General features: G+C 41.5%; 18 protein-coding genes. 17 read left to right on the forward strand and 1 reads right to left on the reverse strand.

What is annotated here, in order from left to right; genetic code table 11:
- Positions 1 to 24 precede the first annotated feature (24 nt).
- From ADA55_RS06225 to ADA55_RS06300, 15 genes are all read left to right on the forward strand, one after another.
- Positions 25 to 780 carry a hypothetical protein gene (locus ADA55_RS06225; RefSeq protein WP_048680669.1) on the forward strand — a complete coding sequence of 252 codons (756 nt, stop codon included), beginning with the start codon at positions 25 to 27 and terminating at the stop codon, positions 778 to 780.
- Positions 781 to 950: 170 nt separating this feature from the next.
- Positions 951 to 1,601: a TetR/AcrR family transcriptional regulator gene (locus ADA55_RS06230; RefSeq protein WP_048680671.1), complete on the forward strand. Its 651-nt coding sequence runs from the start codon at positions 951 to 953 to the stop codon at positions 1,599 to 1,601.
- 60 nt (positions 1,602 to 1,661) lie between these two features.
- Positions 1,662 to 2,804: an acyl-CoA dehydrogenase gene (locus tag ADA55_RS06235; RefSeq protein WP_048680675.1), complete on the forward strand. Its 1,143-nt coding sequence runs from the start codon at positions 1,662 to 1,664 to the stop codon at positions 2,802 to 2,804.
- A 123-nt stretch (positions 2,805 to 2,927) separates the two neighbouring features.
- Positions 2,928 to 4,565, forward strand: coding sequence for an AMP-binding protein (locus ADA55_RS06240; RefSeq protein ID WP_048680722.1), 1,638 nt, complete (start codon positions 2,928 to 2,930; stop codon positions 4,563 to 4,565).
- Between the two features lie 12 nt (positions 4,566 to 4,577).
- Positions 4,578 to 5,927: an acetyl-CoA carboxylase biotin carboxylase subunit gene (locus tag ADA55_RS06245; protein WP_048680678.1), complete on the forward strand. Its 1,350-nt coding sequence runs from the start codon at positions 4,578 to 4,580 to the stop codon at positions 5,925 to 5,927.
- Positions 5,928 to 5,958: 31 nt separating this feature from the next.
- Positions 5,959 to 6,171 (forward strand): acetyl-CoA carboxylase biotin carboxyl carrier protein subunit, encoded by a 213-nt coding sequence (locus tag ADA55_RS06250; RefSeq protein WP_034312225.1) that lies wholly within the window; start codon positions 5,959 to 5,961, stop codon positions 6,169 to 6,171.
- Between the two features lie 14 nt (positions 6,172 to 6,185).
- Positions 6,186 to 7,088 carry a hydroxymethylglutaryl-CoA lyase gene (locus ADA55_RS06255; RefSeq protein ID WP_048680681.1) on the forward strand — a complete coding sequence of 301 codons (903 nt, stop codon included), beginning with the start codon at positions 6,186 to 6,188 and terminating at the stop codon, positions 7,086 to 7,088.
- 19 nt (positions 7,089 to 7,107) lie between these two features.
- The gene (locus ADA55_RS06260; protein ID WP_048680684.1) at positions 7,108 to 7,890 is read left to right on the forward strand and encodes an enoyl-CoA hydratase; all 783 of its coding nucleotides are present in this window, start codon (positions 7,108 to 7,110) and stop codon (positions 7,888 to 7,890) included.
- 22 nt (positions 7,891 to 7,912) lie between these two features.
- Positions 7,913 to 9,442 carry an acyl-CoA carboxylase subunit beta gene (locus ADA55_RS06265; RefSeq protein WP_048680689.1) on the forward strand — a complete coding sequence of 510 codons (1,530 nt, stop codon included), beginning with the start codon at positions 7,913 to 7,915 and terminating at the stop codon, positions 9,440 to 9,442.
- Positions 9,443 to 9,636: 194 nt separating this feature from the next.
- Positions 9,637 to 10,401 carry an NUDIX domain-containing protein gene (locus ADA55_RS06270; protein WP_048680692.1) on the forward strand — a complete coding sequence of 255 codons (765 nt, stop codon included), beginning with the start codon at positions 9,637 to 9,639 and terminating at the stop codon, positions 10,399 to 10,401.
- Positions 10,402 to 10,416: 15 nt separating this feature from the next.
- A complete protein-coding gene (locus ADA55_RS06275) occupies positions 10,417 to 10,968 on the forward strand; it encodes a cysteine hydrolase family protein (protein WP_034312211.1) in 552 nt (183 codons plus the stop codon).
- Positions 10,969 to 11,029: 61 nt separating this feature from the next.
- Complete coding sequence (locus ADA55_RS06280; protein ID WP_034312208.1) at positions 11,030 to 12,499, forward strand: nicotinate phosphoribosyltransferase; 1,470 nt, start codon at positions 11,030 to 11,032, stop codon at positions 12,497 to 12,499.
- A 34-nt stretch (positions 12,500 to 12,533) separates the two neighbouring features.
- A complete protein-coding gene (gene nadE, locus ADA55_RS06285) occupies positions 12,534 to 13,364 on the forward strand; it encodes an ammonia-dependent NAD(+) synthetase (RefSeq protein ID WP_048680694.1) in 831 nt (276 codons plus the stop codon).
- A gap of 126 nt (positions 13,365 to 13,490) precedes the next feature.
- The gene (locus tag ADA55_RS06290) at positions 13,491 to 14,501 is read left to right on the forward strand and encodes a serine hydrolase domain-containing protein (protein WP_048680697.1); all 1,011 of its coding nucleotides are present in this window, start codon (positions 13,491 to 13,493) and stop codon (positions 14,499 to 14,501) included.
- A gap of 347 nt (positions 14,502 to 14,848) precedes the next feature.
- Positions 14,849 to 15,142, forward strand: coding sequence for a hypothetical protein (locus tag ADA55_RS06300; protein WP_048680703.1), 294 nt, complete (start codon positions 14,849 to 14,851; stop codon positions 15,140 to 15,142).
- Positions 15,143 to 15,291: 149 nt separating this feature from the next.
- On the opposite strand, the gene ADA55_RS06305 is transcribed toward ADA55_RS06300, so the two are convergent.
- Positions 15,292 to 15,696 (reverse strand): hypothetical protein, encoded by a 405-nt coding sequence (locus ADA55_RS06305; protein WP_048680706.1) that lies wholly within the window; start codon positions 15,694 to 15,696, stop codon positions 15,292 to 15,294.
- Between the two features lie 334 nt (positions 15,697 to 16,030).
- Here ADA55_RS06305 and ADA55_RS06310 point away from each other — a divergent pair, with 334 nt between their 5' ends.
- On the forward strand, positions 16,031 to 16,279 hold the full coding sequence (locus tag ADA55_RS06310; RefSeq protein WP_048680708.1) for a hypothetical protein: 249 nt from the start codon (positions 16,031 to 16,033) through the stop codon (positions 16,277 to 16,279).
- A 228-nt stretch (positions 16,280 to 16,507) separates the two neighbouring features.
- Positions 16,508 to 16,936 (forward strand): DUF5082 family protein, encoded by a 429-nt coding sequence (locus ADA55_RS06315; RefSeq protein ID WP_048680710.1) that lies wholly within the window; start codon positions 16,508 to 16,510, stop codon positions 16,934 to 16,936.
- Positions 16,937 to 17,031 lie beyond the last annotated feature (95 nt).

Genomic DNA, 17,031 nt, shown 5'->3' on the forward strand with positions numbered 1-17,031 from the left:
TCTTTGAAAAGAGAGGTTATCACTATGAAAAAGTTAGATTTGCTAAAATATGCGGTTTTAGTCATCTCACTATTTTTGAGCTATCAAGCGGTTGAAGCGCATGATAAAAATTTTCAGGTGGATGGCACATATATATCAACTAAAAGAGATGTAACAGGTGACCAGAAAATAGACATCATCCAAGTTCAGGGACTGCCTTATGAGGAAGGCAGCAAGTTTCTGAAAAAAATTGAGTTAAGTGTGGAAAGCAATCGCCGTACAATCGACGTCCCGCTTGAAGCTGGGTATAATCCAGATCTAAAGGTTGCCGACTTGAATGATGATGGGGTCCAGGATGTATTGGTTACGGTTTTGATGGAAGGTAGAGAGCGGTTGATATCCAGTTATGCCTATACATTCAAGGATGGAAAAGTGAAGGAGCTGGAAGTTCCGCCATCCGTTCCCGTAATGGCACAATTTCTTGACGGATACAAAGCGGAAATCATTATTGAAGGTCAAAAACCTGTGGTGATGGATGTCAGTTCCAGAAAACAAGCTTATGATAAATTGGGCATTTATCAAAATGGAAAACTAAATGAACCGACAGAGCTTTTGGTTGATCCATACTCTTCACTGGATTTCAAGACCGTTTTTGGAAAAGGAAAAGCGCTTATTGGAATCCAAAATGTAAAAGGGTCCGATGAGCGTGATCCGATACTGGAGATCAAATCAGTATGGAAATATAATAATGGGTGGCAGCTTGTAAAAGCCCAAGTTAAACCGGTCAAGGGTAGTAAATGACATGGTATCGACTGCTTCTTAAATAAACTGGATTGACAGCTCTTGGTTTTGAGGGCTGTTTTTTTGTTGATAATTAAAAATTGACAATTTTTAATTATTTGGTAAAATCTAAATAAATCCAGTTTATACATAATCAAGTTCTTTATTCTGGATAGAAAGAATGTAAGCGGATACAAAGGGGGTGCAGTCTTACGGAGTTAAAAGAAAAAATAATTGAAACATCGTTGACGCTCTTCGATCAGCATGGTTTTCATGGTGTCTCCGTCAACGAAATCGTTAAGGCATGCGGAACTAGCAAAGGTGGTTTTTATCACCATTTCTCTTCCAAAGATGAACTCTTATTTGTCATCCATGATTACTTTATTTCATATGTTTTAATAAAAGCACAGGAAGCCATTTCAGAAAGTACCCATCCAACAGAAAAAATGCAAAAGATCATTCAATCATTTGTTAAAGTTTTTGACCTCTATAAACCACACATCTCAGTTTTCTATCAAGAAAGCATTTACTTAAAACCACCTTATGTTGAAGCAATCAAAAAAAAGCGTCAAACGTATAAAGAAATCATTTTTTCCGTTATCAAAGAAGGTATTGACAAGGGAGTATTCCGCAGCGAATTGCCAGTGGAAATTACCGGGATGTCAATTCTGGGCATGGTGAACTGGTCCTACAAATGGTACAAAAGGGACGGCGGAAAAACGATCGACGAAATCGGTGATATTTACGTGGATTTAATTCTGAATGCCCTATTGATAGATAAACAAAAAGAAGCGGAAATCACCCAGCCATTTTTACTGAAGAACCAAGTTGTTGTGGATTGAACAATCAACTTGATTTGTACAGACCAACTAGTCGGTCTCAATAGAAAGGGGAATGAACACATGGATTTTTCACTTACAAAAGAACAGCAGATGATTAAGGAAATGGTTAGGGAGTTTGCCGAAAAGGAAATTAAACCGATTGCGATAGAGTTGGACGCAAAGTCCATGTTTGCGGAAGATGTATTCAAAAAAATGGGGAAACTCGGGTTGCTTGGAATTCCGTTTCCTGAAGAATATGGCGGTTCGGGCGGAGATACGATTTCGTATGCCATTGCCGTAGAAGAGGTTGGCAAGGCGTGCGGGGGAACCGGCTTAAGTTATGCAGCAGCCGTTTCGCTCGGGGCAAGTCCAATTTACTATTTTGGAACCGAAGAGCAGAAGCAAAAATATCTGGTTCCAATCACGACCGGTGAAACCCTGGCAGCTTTCGGGTTGACAGAGCCTAATGCGGGTTCCGATGCTGGCGGTACGAGAACGACTGCCGTGTTGGAAGGTGATGAATATGTGATTAATGGCGAGAAAACATGGATAACAAATGCCAGCTATTCAAGAACGGTTACCGTCACTGCTGTATCGGGCAAAGATACAAGGGGCAAAAACATCATCTCGGCATTCATCGTGCCAACCGATACCCAAGGGATTACGATCAATAGCAATTATGAAAAAATGGGAGTCCGGGCTTCCAATACTTGTGAAATCATTCTGGATAATGTCCGGGTGCCAAAGGAAAATTTATTGGGAGATCCAGACAAAGGGTTCAAACAATTCTTATTCACGCTTGATGGTGGAAGGATTTCCATTGCAGCTTTGGCCGTCGGTATCGCTCAGGCTGCCTTTGACAGAGCTTTAGCTTTTTCAAAAGAGCGCATTCAATTCGGTAAAACCATATCGAATTTCCAGGCCATTCAATTCAAGCTTGCTGACATGGCGATGGAAATCGAATTGGCGAGGAATATGGTATATAAGGCTGCATGGTTAAAAGACAATAAAAAACCTTTTGCAAAGGAAGCGGCATACGCCAAGCTTTTTGCAAGTGAGACCGCGTTCCGCGCCAGCAATCAAGCGATTCAAATACATGGCGGCTCTGGTTACATGCGAGAATATGAAGTGGAACGCTATTTAAGAGATGCTAAGTTATTGGAAATTGGTGAAGGCACATCCGAAATTCAAAGACTCGTTATCGCCAGGCAATTAGGCTGTTAATCTTTACGGAACGTAAAATGAACTTGATGCTTGGGTTCATTTAGGTGAAAAGCAGATGTTATCTATACAGCAAAAAGCGTTCATTCTTACCTTTATTTGATTAGGAGGAGTTTGATGTCTGATTTGCTAGATGTTACGATCGGGAAATTGCTTGAAAGGACAGCTGAACAATATGGTGATAATGAAGCGGTTGTGTACCATGAACTAGGCCTGCGCCATTCTTATCGCGAATTTGAAAAGATTTGCCGAAAGGCTGCCAGGGGGTTCATGTCACTGGATATAAAAAAAGGTGAACATATCGCCATTTGGGCATCCAATAAACCGGAATGGCTTATTTCCCAATTTTCCACCGCAAAAATGGGCGGGGTGCTGGTGACGGTCAATACTAATTACCGCACAAGTGAACTGGAATACCTGTTAAAGCAATCCGATTCGACGACGATCATCCTGATGGAACAATATAAGGATCATTCATATATAGATACGCTGTATGAAATCATTCCTGAATTGAAAAATGCAGAACCAGGAAAATTACAATCTGAGAAACTGCCAAAATTAAAAAATATCATCGTTTTAGGTGAAAAACGTTATCCCGGAACGTTTTCATGGGATGAAGTCATTAGCGGGGGCAAATCCGTTTCGGAGGAATCGCTGGACATGAGGATGGAGGAATTGGCTCCAGGCGATGTGATTAACATGCAATATACATCAGGGACGACAGGATTTCCAAAAGGAGTGATGTTGACGCATTCCAACTTGATCAATAACGGATTGAATGTCGCGGAATGCATGAAGCTGACCGAAGCTGACCGGCTATGCATCCCGGTTCCGTTTTTTCATTGTTTCGGTTGTTCCCTTGGTACGATGGCATCTGTTTCAGTAGGGGCAACAATGGTGCCGGTCGTGGAGTTTAATCCACGCATTGTCCTTCAGACAGTTGAAGCCGAAAAATGTACGGGGCTTCATGGTGTACCGACGATGTTCATTGCTGAACTTAATCTCGATGACTTTGACGATTATGATTTAAGTTCGTTACGGACTGGTATCATGGCAGGCTCCACATGTCCGATCGAAGTCATGAAAAGCGTGGTGAATAAGATGGGCATCTCGGAAATTACAATAACTTATGGTCAAACGGAATCCTCTCCAGGAATTACGATGACGAGAACGGATGATCCGATCGAACTTCGTGTTTCTTCAGTGGGAAGGGCGTTGCCGAAAGTGGAAGTGAAAATTGTCGATCCGTCTACAGGGGATGAAGTCCCGCGTGGCACACAGGGTGAACTCTGTTCGAGGGGATACCATGTAATGAAGGGATATTATAATAACGCGGAAGCCACTGAGCAGGCGATTGACCAGGAAGGCTGGCTTCATACGGGAGATTTAGCGGTGATGGATGAAAGGGGTTATTGCAAGATTACTGGCCGGCTGAAAGATATGATCATCCGTGGAGGGGAAAATATTTATCCCCGTGAGATTGAAGAATTCCTCTATCAACATCCTGCAATTGTCGATGTCCAGGTACTCGGCGTTCCTGATCAGAAGTATGGGGAAGAGGTAGCCGCATGGATCATTTTGAAAGCAGGAGAAACCCTTACGGAGAAAGAATTGATAGAGTATTGCAAAGGGAAAATATCTTTTCATAAAATTCCGCGTTACTTTCAATTTACCGATGCTTATCCAATGACTGCATCCGGAAAAATCCAAAAGTATAAGCTTCGGCAACAAACTCTTGACCTACTAACGGAACGCACTAAATAAGGAGGATATCGAATGATTCGAAAAATTCTTATCGCAAACAGGGGAGAAATAGCATCGCGCATTATTCGTACATGCAAAAAGCTTGGAATACTTACTGTCGCTGTCCATTCGGAAGCAGATTCGGATTCGCCTTTTGTGGGATTGGCGGATGAGGCATATTTATTGGGTGGTCCGAGAGTGCAGGAAAGCTATTTAAACGTCAATAAGATTTTGGAAATAGCTAAGGAAACCGGAGCGGATGCCATTCATCCTGGTTATGGTTTTCTTAGTGAAAATGCAGATTTTGCACGTTCATGCGAAGAAGCCGGCTTGATATTCATTGGTCCCAAACCAGAGATCATCCAGCAAATGGGCAATAAAGTCGAGGCGAGGAAAAAGATGGAGCAAGCCGGTCTTCCATTGGTGCCTGGATTTTCACGTCCGTTAATTGATAGTGCAGAAGCGGCAGCCGTTGCCGAAAAGATTGGCTATCCAGTCATGTTAAAAGCAGCAGCAGGCGGCGGGGGAATCGGCATGCAAGCCGTTGCTAATGAAGATGAACTAACCAAAGCCTTCGAAGGAAATCAAAAACGTGCCCAATTATTTTTTGGAAATGGAGATATGTTCATAGAAAAATTGATTGAGAAGCCTCGTCATATCGAAATTCAGGTATTGGCGGATTCCTTTGGGAATGCTGTTTACTTATGGGAAAGGGAATGCTCCGTTCAAAGGCGCCACCAGAAGGTCGTGGAAGAGGCTCCATCTTCTTTCCTTGACGAAGAAACAAGAAACAGGATGGGAATGGCTGCAGTGAAAGCGGTAAAATCCATCGGTTATAGCAATGCGGGCACTCTCGAATTTTTAGTAGATGCAGATAAAAACTTTTATTTCCTGGAAATGAATACACGCCTTCAGGTAGAGCATCCTGTCACTGAAGAAATTACGGGACTGGACTTAGTCGAACAGCAAATTAAAATTGCATCTGGCAACAAATTGGATTTCACCCAAAGTGAGATTAAACAGGACGGACATTCCATTGAAGTGCGCATTTATGCTGAAGATCCGAAAACCTTTTATCCGGCACCGGGGAGAATCACCACCATGGAACTTCCGGAAGGTGAAGGGATTCGTCATGAATTGGCGGTTCATGGAACATCGGTCGTATCCCACTTTTATGATCCGATGATCGCCAAATTGGTGGTGAGCGGCGACTCAAGGGATAAAGCGATTGAGAGATTAAGAGAAGCGCTGGCATGCTATAAAATAGAAGGAATTAAAACAAACCTTCCTTTGTTGATGGAAATAATTTCTCATGAAGCTTTTTCCCAAGGAGATACGACTACGGATTTCATTGCGAAATATATTCAAAAATTGACTGTATAACTTAAAACACAATGTTCGGGAGGAAAATAAAATGGCAGAATTAAAGGCAAGCATGGCAGGAAGCGTTTGGAAAATCGTAGCAAATGAGGGGCAAAGTGTAACCGACGGACAGGATATCATTATCTTGGAATCGATGAAAATGGAAATCCCCATTGCAGCCGAGGAAGCTGGCACCATTAAAGAACTAAAAGTGAATGAAGGGGATTTCGTAAATGAAGGCGACGTTTTGGCCGTCATTGAATAAAGGGACGGAGGGGTATGATGAATTGGCCAGAAAAAGTGACAATTAAGGAAGTTGGACCCCGTGACGGGCTGCAAAATGAAAAGGTCATAATACCTGCACAAAGCAAAATGGAGTGGATCGATCAGCTCTCTGATACAGGATTATCTTATATAGAAGTGACTTCTTTCGTACACCCAAAGTGGATTCCCCAATTGAGTGATGCCGCCCTGGTGGCTAAGGGAATAAAGCGCAAGCCTGGTATCACTTATGCGGCCCTTGTACCGAATCAAAGGGGTCTGGAGTCGGCCCTTGCAGCCAATATCGATGATATTTCCGTGTTCATGTCATCTAGTGAAACGCATAATCTAAAAAATATCAATAAGTCGATTTCCGATACCTTTCCAATATTGAAGGATGTCATCAGGACAGCAGCAAATAGCGGGAAAACGGTCAGGGGCTATGTTTCAACCGTTTTCGGCTGTCCGTATGAAGGGGAAGTTTCGACTGATCAGGTTTTCCGTGTTTGTGATCAACTTTTTGAATATGGCATCGACGAAGTCTCATTGGGTGATACCATTGGGGTCGCGTCTCCAAGGCAGGTTGCACTGTTCCTTGAACAGGCTGTAAAAAGATATGATATGAGCCAAATTGCCCTCCATTTTCATGATACAAGGGGAATGGCACTCGCAAATATTCTTGAATCACTGAATTATGGTATTGACACTTTCGACTCTTCGCTCGGAGGTTTAGGGGGATGCCCGTATGCACCAGGCGCGAGCGGAAATGTGGCTACGGATGACCTGGTTCATATGCTACATAAAATGGGGATTCACACAGGAATCAATCCCGAAAAGCTTATGAAGGCTGCGGCCATGGTTCAAAGCTTTTTGGAAAAACCATTGCCTAGCCATCAGATGGCTGTAAATAACGCACAATAAGCGAAATCGAGGTGAAGGTATGACTTCATTAGTTGATATAAGGTATGAAGAAAAGGGAATTGCCCTCGTGACCTTGAATCGGCCGGATGCTGCTAATGCTTTATCCACAGAATTGCTTCATTGCTTAGTCGAAGGGCTGGATGAATTGAAGAGAGATTCCAATTTACGAACAGTCATTATAACCGGAGCAGGTGAAAAGGCGTTTTGTGCAGGTGCGGATCTTAAGGAAAGAGCGGGTATGAATGATGATAAAGTCAAGGAGACAGTCAAGTTGATCGGAGACACGATTACGACTGTAGAAAACCTTCCAGTACCGGTCATCGCCGCGATTAACGGTTCGGCTTTTGGCGGTGGGCTGGAATTGGCACTCGCTTGTGACATACGTATCGCATCGGATACGGCAAAGGTGGGGCTGACTGAAACGTCATTAGGCATCATCCCTGGTGCAGGCGGTACACAGCGACTGCCCCGGATAGTCGGAATGCCGACAGCGAAAGAACTGATTTATACGGCAAGGAGATTGGATGCAAAAACGGCGCATGCCTTGAAAATCATCAGTCATGTATATTCACCCCAACAATTACTTGAGGAAGCGAAAAAATTGGCTAAGGAGATTGCGGTCAATGCCCCATTAGCACTAAGGGCTGCAAAAGCGGCGATCAATCAAGGGGCTGAGACTGACTTGAAAACAGGATTGCAAATTGAAAATGACTGCTATCAGACAACTTTAAAAACCCTTGACCGACTGGAGGGTCTGTCAGCATTCAAGGAAAAACGAAAACCGGTATATAGAGGCCAATGATTTCTTTGAAGGAGGAACAGGGATGGTAACGACGGATAAACTAACCGAAACGGTTGAAACGATTAAAAAAGGCGGTTTAGAAAAGTATCATCAAAAAAACGCTGAAAAAGGAAAGCTTTTCGTACGTGAACGTCTAGAGCTGCTTTTCGATGAAGGGGTAGAAATAGAGGACGCTTTCTTTGCCAATTGTGCAAGTGTTGGTCTGCCTGCTGATGGTGTGGTTACGGGCATCGGAAAAATCAATGGTCAAAGGGTCTGTGTCATGGCCAATGATTCGACTGTAAAAGCTGGATCCTGGGGAGCAAGGACCGTCGAGAAAATCATTCGCATTCAGGAAACAGCCGAAAAGTTACAGCTGCCCCTTCTTTATTTAGTCGATTCTGCCGGGGCACGAATTACGGATCAAGTAGAAATGTTTCCGGGCCGCCGAGGAGCGGGCCGCATCTTTTACAACCAAGTGAAGTTATCAGGAAAAGTCCCGCAAATTTGTCTATTGTTCGGTCCGTCCGCCGCCGGCGGGGCATATATCCCAGCTTTTTGTGATATTGTCGTAATGGTTGATGGCAATGCATCCATGTATTTAGGTTCACCGAGAATGGCAGAAATGGTCATTGGCGAAAAGGTGAGCGAAGAGGAAATGGGCGGGGCGAAAATGCATTGTTCCGTTTCAGGCTGCGGCGATGTACTTGTCAAGTCGGAGGAAGAATCGATCGCGTTTGCGCGCAGGTACTTAAGCTATTTTCCAGGAAATTATCAAGAAAGACCTAAAAGCGTAAAACCTGAGCTGCCTGCGAATTTCGAAAAAACTTTGGAAGAACTGATTCCAAAAAATCAGAATGCAGCCTTCAATATGTACGACCTGATCGATAGGGTTATAGACAGGCAATCATTTTGTGAAATCAAAAAGCTATTTGCCCCTGAATTAATCACTGGGCTTGCAAGGCTGAATGGACAAACGATAGGGATCATAGCCAATCAGCCGCGAGTCAAGGGCGGCGTCCTGTTCCATGATTCAGCTGATAAGGCTGCCAAGTTCATCAACTTATGTGATGCTTTCCATATACCGCTGTTGTTCCTGGTGGATATTCCAGGATTCATGATTGGGACGAAGGTCGAACGGGCAGGAATCATTCGCCATGGTGCGAAAATGATCTCGGCCATGAGTGAAGCCACTGTTCCCAAGATTTCCGTTATCGTCCGTAAAGCTTATGGTGCCGGACTATACGCGATGGCCGGTCCCGCTTTTGAACCGGACTGCGTTCTTGCCTTACCGACGGCATTGATAGCGGTCATGGGTGCTGAAGCTGCGGTCAATGCAGTCTATGCCAATAAAATCAATGCGATGGAACCAGAAGAGCGCCCTAAATTCATCGAACAGAAGCGCAATGAGTATAATGAAGATATCGATATTTACCGCTTAGCCTCTGAAATGATCGTTGATGGCATCATCCAGCCGAATGACCTGCGTGATGAATTGAGCGCGCGCTTTGAAGCGTATAGCAGTAAGCAATTGACATTTACCGATCGTAAGCATGGGGTCTATCCCGTATAAAGTGTTCAATAAAAAAGCCCAGTTCATCATGACTGGGCTTTTTTTCATGGAATAAAATGAATGGTTATTTAAATAATTAGAAAATTTTTCTGATTTAGAGTTGCTAAATCACACAAGGAAGAGTACTATAATTAGTAATTAAAGATTTACTAATTACTTAATTCCATACTTAGTGAAAGAAAGTGAGAGTTGCCATGGCTCAGCAGGAAAAAAGGAAATATATTACTCCAGATGGATACACAGCAGATATTGCGATTTTTACTATTACTACGAAGAAAACGGCAGAGAAAGCCCCGCCAGAAATGTTTTTGAAGCTATTATTAATCAAACGTGCCTCAAAAGATAAGGAAGGAAGCCCCAATGTTGAAGGAGATAAATGGGCTTTACCCGGAGGCTTTGTCAATGCTGCCGAGACTGCCTATGAAGCAGCTAAACGAGAATTGAAAGAAGAAACGGGCGTAGCTGGATTCCATGTCAAGCATTTCGGGGTTTATGACCGCCCAGGGCGCGATCCCAGGGGATGGATCATATCCAATGCTTTTTATGCAATTGTCCAGGAAGAGTTTCTTCATCAAAGAAAAGCGAATGACGACGCAGCTGAGGTTGAATTGTTCACGATTCAGGAAGCCTTACAATTAGATCTTGCATTTGATCATTATACAATTATTAACGATGCGATGAATGTATTGAAAAAAGAAATGGTGCAAACGACGATAGCCCAAAAATTCCTGCCGGATGAATTTACACTTTCTGAACTGCAACGGGTTTTGCTGACAGCCAGAGATGATGCAAAAATCAGTGCAGACTCACTTTTTTATGCAAAAGCCCCGAAACTTCCGTTTTTGGAGAAAGTATTGGATGAAAAGGGAATGCAAAAGAAAACGAAACGTAATTCGTATCGGCCTTCACAGCTTTACCGGTTTAATGCAAAGGTTGTCATGGACTCTATTTACTATTAAGGGGGAATTGGTGATATGGGAAAAAAGGCATTGATCAATATAGATTATACGTATGATTTCGTGGCAGACGGGGGTTCATTGACCTGCGGGAAGCCAGGTCAGGATATCGAGAAGGAACTTGTCAGCATAACCAAGGAGTTTATCAAACAAGGCGAATATACGGTATTCGCGATTGATTTACATGAAGAAGGAGACCGCTTACATCCCGAATCGAATTTGTTTCCACCGCATAATATTAGCGGTACAATGGGTAGAGACCTATATGGGGCGTTAAAAGAGGAATATGAAACAAATAAAAATCAAAAGAATGTTCATTATATAGATAAAACACGTTATTCGGCCTTTGCAGGAACGGACCTTGATATCCGCCTGCGGGAACGTCACATTACCGATGTATATTTAGTCGGAGTTTGTACAGATATTTGTATTTTGCATACGGCAATCGACGCTTATAATTTAGGCTATAAAATTTTTGTATATGAACATGCAGTGGCCTCGTTCAATGATGCCGGTCATCATTGGGCGCTTGGACATTTTAAAGGATCTCTTGGAGCAACCATTCTATAATTTCGATTCAAGCAACAGAATAGAAGGGAAGCGAATGCTTCTCTTTTGGGAGGAACTATCCATGGAAAAAAAATACAACGATGACAGTTACGCATTACACACTGACCTATACCAAATTAATATGGCCCAAACTTATTGGCAGGACAAAACACATAACCGCAAGGCAGTTTTCGAGATATTTTTCAGAAAGCTTCCATTTAATAGCGGATATGCGATTTTTGCAGGACTTGAAAAAATTGTCCATTACCTTCAAAACTTTTCCTTCTCGGAAAGTGATATCGACTATTTAAAAAATGATCTGCACTATGATGAAGAATTTTTGAAATATTTGAAGAACATCCGTTTCACGGGAGAGATCCGCTGCATGAAAGAGGGGGAACTCGTCTTCGGCAATGAACCGATATTACGGGTGGAAGCACCGCTTGGTGAGGCTCAACTCATAGAAACTGCGTTGCTTAACATTGTGAACTATCACACACTCGTGGCAACAAAGGCATCACGCATCAAGCAGGTCATCGGAGAAGAATCTGCCCTAGAATTCGGTTCAAGGCGGGCCCAAGAAATGGATGCCGCAATTTGGGGAGCGAGAGCGGCCTATATTGCTGGCTTTGATTCCACTAGTAATGTACGGGCTGGAAAGCTGTTCGGCATTCCTGTTTCAGGGACGCATGCACATTCCATGATCCAAGCTTATAAAGATGAATATACGGCTTTTCATAAATATGCCGTTTCCCATAAAGACTGTGTATTCTTGGTTGATACGTATGATACATTGCGTTCTGGCATCCCAAATGCAATCCGTGTTGCCAAGGAATTGGGTGATAAAATCAATTTCATTGGCGTCCGCCTTGACAGTGGTGATTTAGCTTACTTATCAAAAGAAGCAAGACGTATGCTTGATGCTGCAGGGTTCCATGATGCGAAGATTGTCGCTTCCAATGACCTTGATGAATATACAATCATCAATCTGAAACAACAAGGAGCAAGAATTGACATTTGGGGCATCGGAACCAAATTGATTACGGCTTATGACCAGCCAGCGCTGGGTGCTGTTTATAAAATGGTTTCAATAGAGGGCGAAGATGGGAATATGAGAGATACCATCAAAATTTCTTCTAACCCTGAAAAGGTTACGACACCTGGCTTAAAACGAGTATATCGAATCATCAATAAAGTGAACCATCATGCTGAAGGTGATTATTTGGCGATGGAATATGAGAAGCCGCAGGAACAGGAAAAATTAAAAATGTTTCATCCTGTCCATACATTCCTAAGTAAATTCGTCACGGATTTCGATGCGGTTGATCTGCATGTGGATATTTTCAAGGATGGAAGTTTGATTTATGAATTGCCGACCATAGATGAGATCAAGGCCTTCACGCAAAAAAATCTCCAAGTATTATGGCCGGAGTACCTTCGTGCACTTAATCCTGAAGAATATCCGGTAGATCTAAGCCAGGATTGTTGGGATAATAAAATGAGGAATATAGATGAAGTTAAAGCCAAAGTTGAAAGAATGCTAACGAAATGACCAATCTATTTTATTAGAAAGCGGGGAAATGCCAATGCGTCCATTACAAAAAGAAATCGTAAAAAAATTACTTGTCCAGCCAACGATCGATCCCGAAGCCGAATTCAGGAAAAGTGTTGATCTATTAAAAGGGTATATGAAGAAAAATACGTTTCTGAAAAGCTTTGTACTTGGAATTTCCGGAGGTCAAGATTCAACACTGGTGGGCTATATTGCCCAAACCGCTGTCAATGAATTAAATGAAGAAACGAATGGCAGCGACTATAAGTTTGTTGCTGTAAGCTTGCCATATGGAGTACAGGCAGATGAAGATGATAGGCAGCTGGCTTTAAAATTCATTAAGCCAAGCCAAACGGTTACAGTCAACATCAAGGAAGCGGTGGATGCATCTGTCAAAGCTGTGGAAGAAGCAGTTTCTGAAAAGCTATCGAATTTCTTAAGGGGAAATGTTAAAGCACGAGAGCGAATGAAGGTGCAATATGATTTAGCCGGGCTGTATAAAGGCGTTGTGCTTGGTACGGACCATGCAGCTGAAGCGATCACAGGTTTCTTTACGAAACATGGTGACGGTGCAGCGGATATCATTCCTTTATACCGCTTAAATAAAAGGCAAGGAAAAGAAATCCTGAAATTCGTCGGTGCTCCTGAGCGCCTTTATACGAAAATACCAACGGCCGATTTAGAAGATGACAAACCGTTACTTCCTGATGAAGTGGCTTTAGGCGTTAGCTATGATGAAATCGATGATTATCTTGAAGGCAAGGAAATCAGAACGGAAGCAGCTGAAATCATCGAAGGATGGTATACTAAAACCGAACATAAACGCAATGAAGCCATTAATGTTTATGATACTTGGTGGAAATAACGAGTGAAAACTAAGATAAGTTATCCCGCATCACATAAGATGCGGGTTTTTTTTGCAAGACCAAACAAGCACCTTGGCCAATACATCAGTAATGAAAATTTTACCGGCAAAGGGGGACTCTTACATATGGATATATCCAGGAATATTGAAGCAACGAGCAAGGAAATTGAATTCTCGGGTGTAATCAGTGTGAAAGCGGGAGATGATTTGATCCATAGTTCAGCACATGGCTATTCCAATCGGGCGGATGAAATCATGAATACGACCGAAACAAGATTCGGTATTGCTTCCGGTTGTAAACTGTTTACCGCGATAGCCATTTGCCAGTTAATACAAAAAGGAAAACTTAGGTTCGATTCTAAGCTTAAAGACTGTGTTCGGATCATGTTTCCTAATTTCAATCAAAATGTGACCATACATCACCTCTTAACACACACTTCGGGCATCCCTGATTACTTTGATGAAGAAGTGATGGATGATTTTGAGGAGCTATGGAAGAATAATCCGATGTACCATGTAAAAGGATTAAAAGATTTACTGCCAATGTTTCAAGATGAGGTGATGATGTTTCAACCCGGGGAAAGGTTTCATTACAATAATGCAGGCTATATTTTATTAGGATTGATTGTTGAGGAACTAACCGGACTTGAATTTACCGAATATATCGACAAGAACATCTTTCTGCCTTGTGAAATGAAAAATTCCGGTTATTTTTCCATGGATCAGCTACCTAAAAATACTGCATTAGGGTACATAGACGAAGAAAATGGAGCATGGAGAACCAACGTTTATTCCCTTCCCATCAAAGGCAGTGCGGATGGAGGGGCGTATATTACCACATCAGATATGTTCAGGTTTTGGGATGGGTTATTTTCCAATCAGTTACTGAATCAAGAATATACCAATCTCTTATTGGAAACCCATATTGCTACAGAAGATGAAGGGGAATACTATGGCTATGGTATATGGATCCGTAAAAAAAATGACGCGATTTTCAAATACCACCTTATGGGGTATGACCCGGGGGTAAGTTTCAATTCTGCGGTATATCCGGCAAAGCGATTGAGAACCGTCATTACTTCAAATAAAGGCATGGGTCCATACCATATTACCAGGGCGATCGAGAAGGAAGTATAAAAATAAATGGAACCTTTCCACTAATGGAGGGTTCCATTGTTTATAGTCAATCCGAATTCATTCAAGTATTTTTTAAGAAAGGGTCGATTTCGCATTCAATTGCTAAAGTGGTTCCAGAACTTCTGGAGTTTCAAGGGAAGAACCCCTTCTGTACCTTTATTCAAGAACGAATCTTTAATGATGCGGCACACCAATTTTTTATTGTCGGAAATCTTTAAGGAGGTAGCTTTCTTAGGTTTCAAGGCTTTTCCAAACAAAGAATTTGTATATTTAAATATCTTGAAGTAGAGTATATTTAATATACTTTATTTTATCCGGTATTTTCCGATGGAGGTTCTTTTTACATTATGAAGGCAAGATATGAACTAGCGAACATGAACTTAACAGTAAGCAATGTGACTTTACGTAATGCTGCGGATAGCTATGTCCTCTTGAAAGCTGCAGATGATCAAAATAATGAAATCACGATCAAGCTTTCCCACGAACAAGCAGAATTTCTGGAAGCGGAATTAAGGGAAGTAAATCGCCGCCGCAGGGATAATAGTCCTGATATAACAGGAAATGATCAGGAACGTATTAATGACGACGATTCTTTTAATCTGTTCAGCATTGATTTATTCAATGAAAATGAATCGAAGTAATTCCCCGAATCATATTTGCTTCTCTGTAACCTTGCTTTTGATTTAAATAATTCTACAGAGAATTTATCATTCCCGCCAATACAAAACCCAAATTTCCAGTTATTGAAAGGCATTAGGAATGTTTTAAGCAAGGTGACCTATCGTTACCTTTATTTTGATTGCTTGAAAAAATTCTTCACCAATAGGAATAAGGATGATAGTACAGCAAAAACCATGAAAAATACGATGAACCCCCATAGGCCTATCGCCGCATCTTGAAACTCCATATTTCCTCTGCTGGTAAGGGCTTGCTGTATCTCAATGGCAAATACTAAAACAACCATGACTGTAAAGGTATAAAGGAAAGAGAGTATCGTTATACCAAAACGCATCCGGGCAATTAAATTAGATAAAAATAACACGAACAAAAATATGATGATACCGATGATTCCCATTATCCAAAAATGCAAATCTTTGTCCGTTGCATTTGAATTTAATGTGTCACTTACAAAGAATAGGATGAAATCGTGAAGATTATTGACGATTTCAGCTAATATCTGGATGATTTCTTTCATTTCTCACACCTCCAATCCTTAGATTATAGCAGGTTATAAATCTATATAGAAGAGGGAAGGTCATCGAGGCTCCCAGACTGACCTTCGGTGGAAGTAATGGGAAATCATAAACATGCTTGGAAACGAACAAAAAACATAAATGAATGAAGAAATCAGTTCATGTAACTTCAGCAAAAGATTGAACAAAATACATAGAAAAATAAAGTAATTCATGGAAAGCAGGAGTGCCTATTTCCAATGTTTTACACCTTAGCGATCTAAACCATAATTGTTTTAATCGGAATGCTAGAAAAAAATATTTTTACTTAATGATTTCATGGTTGGAGGAAAAAGTATGAATGATATACATAATCATGTGTTAACAGTAATTGATTTTATGAAAACCGGACACAAAACTTGCTTTGTGAAGTTCATCGGTTTTGATGCTGAATCCGGACAGGACTTTGAAGGTGAAGTTAAATTTGTCGGTGATTTGCCTTTTGGTGATTTAATACATCCCGAGCGGTCACATTTATCTTCCTCTTGCAGGGAATTTGTTCGGGATGACTTGCTGCATAGATACAGTCAAGGACAGTTTGAATGAAGTGTCGGAAATTTATATAGAGAATTCAATGGGTTCACTTGTTTAAAATTGGTAAAATGTCGGGTATAAAGAATATGGTATGTAGGAACTTTTTTATGCCAATCTTCTCTTTTAACTGACAAAATAGCATATTTATCCCTATTTAACTCTCGGACTATAATCCTTATAATATTAAATAGGAAAATATGACATTTAGTGTAGGATTATACTGTTTCTGAGGTGAGTTTCATGGTATATGCAGATATTTTGAGTAATATACACTCTGCTATCTCCAGTAAAAAAGCTGATTTAAATGTGAAAATTGATCGATTAGAAAATGCGAAAAACGATATTATAAAAGAGCAGAGCATGTGTCTTAACGAGATTAGGAAAATAAAAGACCCTGAGCTTGGTGGCAGCTGGACAGGGAACCGTTCGGATCACTTTCAGGATGCCCGTCATGATGCCTATAATGTGATGTTCAGTATCATTCATGATGATTATGATGATTACCAATGGAAAATCGAGGCGATGATTACAAAGCTGAATGCCGAGAATACCCTTCTGAGCATAGCGGGGAATATAGCCCAAGAAGCCGACTCCCTTTTGAACAAAGGAGAAGAGGCATTTGAGCAGCTGGAAAGTAAAATATCCGATTTAAAAAGGCGGTTGTTTTAATGACGACAATCAAACTGAATCATCCTGCCGTAATGAAGCAAGTCGATCAAGTGAAGACGGCACTTGGTACAGTCACGCTTGGAAATTTGCCGGCA

This window comes from Bacillus sp. 220_BSPC (assembly GCF_001054655.1).
Taxonomy (GTDB): Bacteria; Bacillota; Bacilli; order Bacillales; family DSM-1321; genus Peribacillus; species Peribacillus frigoritolerans.